Raw genomic sequence first — 2,847 nt, forward strand, 5'->3', positions numbered from 1 at the left:
TGAAACTCGATTTCCCATCGAATCGAATCGGAATCATGGAGATAAGCAGCTTCATACATTCGGACAAACTTTCCACTTTCACGACTTCCCAAACAAAGAGTTGAACCATAGGAAATTAAACCCTTTTTCTCATAACGAACCACACCAGGCTTAAATTCATATTGACGAGGCCCACGAAGTAAACCAGCATCGCACCAATTAGCAACAGTGTGAGGAAGCAAGCGCTTTTCAAAGTCAATAAAGACTAAATCAATGCGAGTAAATTTCGCTCCAAAGTTAGAAAGCATCCAAATAAAGCTAAAAGCTTCAGTTGAGGAAAAAGCATCAAGATAAGAACCATAAATTGTAAAATGACCATGCACTTGATCACCATCTTGATTAAAAGCAAGCCTGATTCCACCAGGTGAAAAACCGTGATTTTCAAAAAGCATTCCTATTTTTGTAGGCTTATTTAAAAATACAACTTTGTCTCCAGGCAGGCAGCAGATCGCCGGAGCAAACTCGTTAAACCAAACTTGGGAGCTACATTTAATTGAACCTTGGAGCCAGTGAGGGCGGACGGCAAATCCAACGGACTTAACCAAAGTTTCAGAAAAGTACGGCTGTACCTGCGATGGATATTTTGTATCGTAGCTTGTTACAGTTTTGGCATTTAGACCCTCTGTTAGTAAAGGGGTCTGAGGAATTTGAGAAAAATCTGAAGACATTGAAGTTAGAATGAAAGTGTATTTATTTTTCTTAGAGGCCACACCTTTTGGTGAGGCCTTTTCCTTATCTAAGTTAAGGGCGCTGACCCGCCTAGCCTGTCCTAACATTACGTCTAGGTTGCTAGTCCTATTTGCAGGGCCAGTTCGCATCGGCTGTTCACGGTCGGGCGTAATCTCCCTAACACTACTAGGTGAACACCACCCTGTTAAAACTATTACAGAAAAATAGAAAAATGTAAATAAGAAACCATAATTAATTTCTTTAATCCTATCATGTGTATTTTAGGATAATTTATGTACCTAACGATACTAAATTAGTTACCTAAAGTTTAGGTAACTAACAGTCACTAATAAATTTAGACTGATTTTTTTCGAGTAGTTTTAACAGTTTGTAACTTAGTAATTTGTGCTTGCAAATCTTCACACTTTCCCGTCAATTCGTAATAGCCAGCCGTTAAATTAGCTAATCGTTTCTCAACTTCATTAGCTATTAATTCTTGCAAAGGTTCACGCTGAGAAGAATCTAAGACCACACCATAATGATGATTTAAAATTCTTTGAATGGTTGTACCCACCGATTCACCATCAATCATATCAGCCTCTAATCTAGTCAATAACTCTTCAGAAATGCGTAAAGAAACTAATTTGCTAACCATGTTGCCACCTGTACACAACTGTTTACACTTATAGTGTACACGGACGTACACAGTTTGTCAACATTTCTATTGTAGATAAATTTCTGGGTGGGGGATTGTTTTTTCTCACCTTTGATTGTGCGTTCCGGGGGACTCCTATCAAGGGGACAGAAAATTTTCACTTACTAATTTTCTAAGCTCGAAAAAGAGTTGCTAGCTATTAGGAAAGATTTCTAGCTCGCTTAGAAAATAAGTGCGTGATTAATTTTCTTTAACCCCTTGACAGAAGCCTCCCCCCTCCACTAATTGGGAAGGTGAGAGAAAAAACAAAAAATTCATTGTTGGTTTTTTAATTCATCAACAAGTTTGTGAAAATCGCATTGATAAAATTTTTTCTCCTCCACCCAATGTATTTCTACTATTCCTTCTCTCTCGAATCGTTTTAATATTTGGTGACAGTTTTGCAAAGATAAACCAAAATGTTGAGCAACCGAACTTGGTCGCCTGGGAGTTTTAAGAAACCCCAGAATTTTCAGGTGTAATAATTTTAGACTCATATCTTTAATTTAACTCTTTAATATAGGTTCCCATACTACTTTTAAAATGTCAAATAAATAATATAAATAATATTAGTATCATTTATGTGTGAAGACAGTATAAGTATTGTGTGAAGATAGTATATATGTGCGAATACAGTATAAGCTAAAGACTTTTTGTTTATACATAGAACGCTAAACTCTTAACAAGTTGGGGCGGCCCCCCGACGCAAGCGTCTTAGTTGGGACGGGGGGCCGCCCTTTCTCACAATAAATATAAAAGACTAAGAAGCAGAATTTCTTTTAATAGGATGCTGAAAATAGAACAAAGTTTTGTAATAGTAAGAACCTCCGACATTAGTAACTGACAAATGCCCATAAACTTGATGACGCAATAGAAATCCATAAACAGTAGATTTCCTAAGATTAAAGTGAGAAGCAATCTCATTTAAAGTTCTAGGAGATTGAAGAAAGTCAAAGACTTCACGGTAAGGAAAACCAGGAGGAATTAAAGCCATAAATTGTTATTATTCAGAAGCATCATAACATATATATTCTACCATTGCATCACGAAAATTATCATGTCGAGAAAGTCCATACATAGTAAGGTCGTGCATATAATCGGTGAAATTAGAACCAAAAATACGCTTTAAATAAGCAACGGTCGGAGCAACCTGTTTTTTCATCCATCTAAGAGTTTTTGCTAAACTTTTCATAGGGCGAACAGGGGCAGTCTTTATAACATTATTGTCACAAACATAAATTAAAAAATCTACCCACTCAGGCAGCAAATCAGTGCGGGATAAGCGTTGTGAGCTAGATTCAGGAGTAATAAAACGGAAATTACCGAAAATTGACATCCTAGTAAACTCATTCATCAAAGGAACTAATTCATCAATTTCTGTGAGAGTTAAAGTTTTTGAATAAAAACCATAAAATCGGTCAGCAAATAATTGAGCGCAATCATCA

4 protein-coding genes are annotated in these 2,847 nt (G+C 36.5%); all 4 read right to left on the reverse strand.

Going from position 1 to position 2,847, the window contains the following annotated elements; translation table 11 throughout:
* On the reverse strand, positions 1–815 hold an 815-nt coding region (locus OSCI_RS06875; protein ID WP_039961849.1), incomplete at its 3' end, for a hypothetical protein.
* A 248-nt stretch (positions 816–1,063) separates the two neighbouring features.
* Complete coding sequence (locus OSCI_RS06880) at positions 1,064–1,363, reverse strand: hypothetical protein (RefSeq protein WP_007354161.1); 300 nt, start codon at positions 1,361–1,363, stop codon at positions 1,064–1,066.
* Between the two features lie 314 nt (positions 1,364–1,677).
* Positions 1,678–1,899, reverse strand: coding sequence for a winged helix-turn-helix domain-containing protein (locus OSCI_RS06885; RefSeq protein ID WP_039961850.1), 222 nt, complete (start codon positions 1,897–1,899; stop codon positions 1,678–1,680).
* Positions 1,900–2,405: 506 nt separating this feature from the next.
* Positions 2,406–2,847: replication initiation factor domain-containing protein (locus OSCI_RS06895; RefSeq protein WP_039961851.1), on the reverse strand; the 442-nt coding region annotated here is incomplete at its 5' end.

The organism is Kamptonema sp. PCC 6506 (assembly GCF_000180455.1).
GTDB classification, from domain to species: domain Bacteria; phylum Cyanobacteriota; class Cyanobacteriia; order Cyanobacteriales; family Microcoleaceae; genus Kamptonema; species Kamptonema formosum.

Excerpts from the sequence above, each read along its gene's own strand:
- OSCI_RS06880 (WP_007354161.1), bottom strand. The coding sequence starts at position 1,363 with ATGGTTAGCAAATTAGTTTCTTTACGCATTTCTGAAGAGTTATTGACT.
- OSCI_RS06885 (WP_039961850.1), bottom strand. The coding sequence starts at position 1,899 with ATGAGTCTAAAATTATTACACCTGAAAATTCTGGGGTTTCTTAAAACT.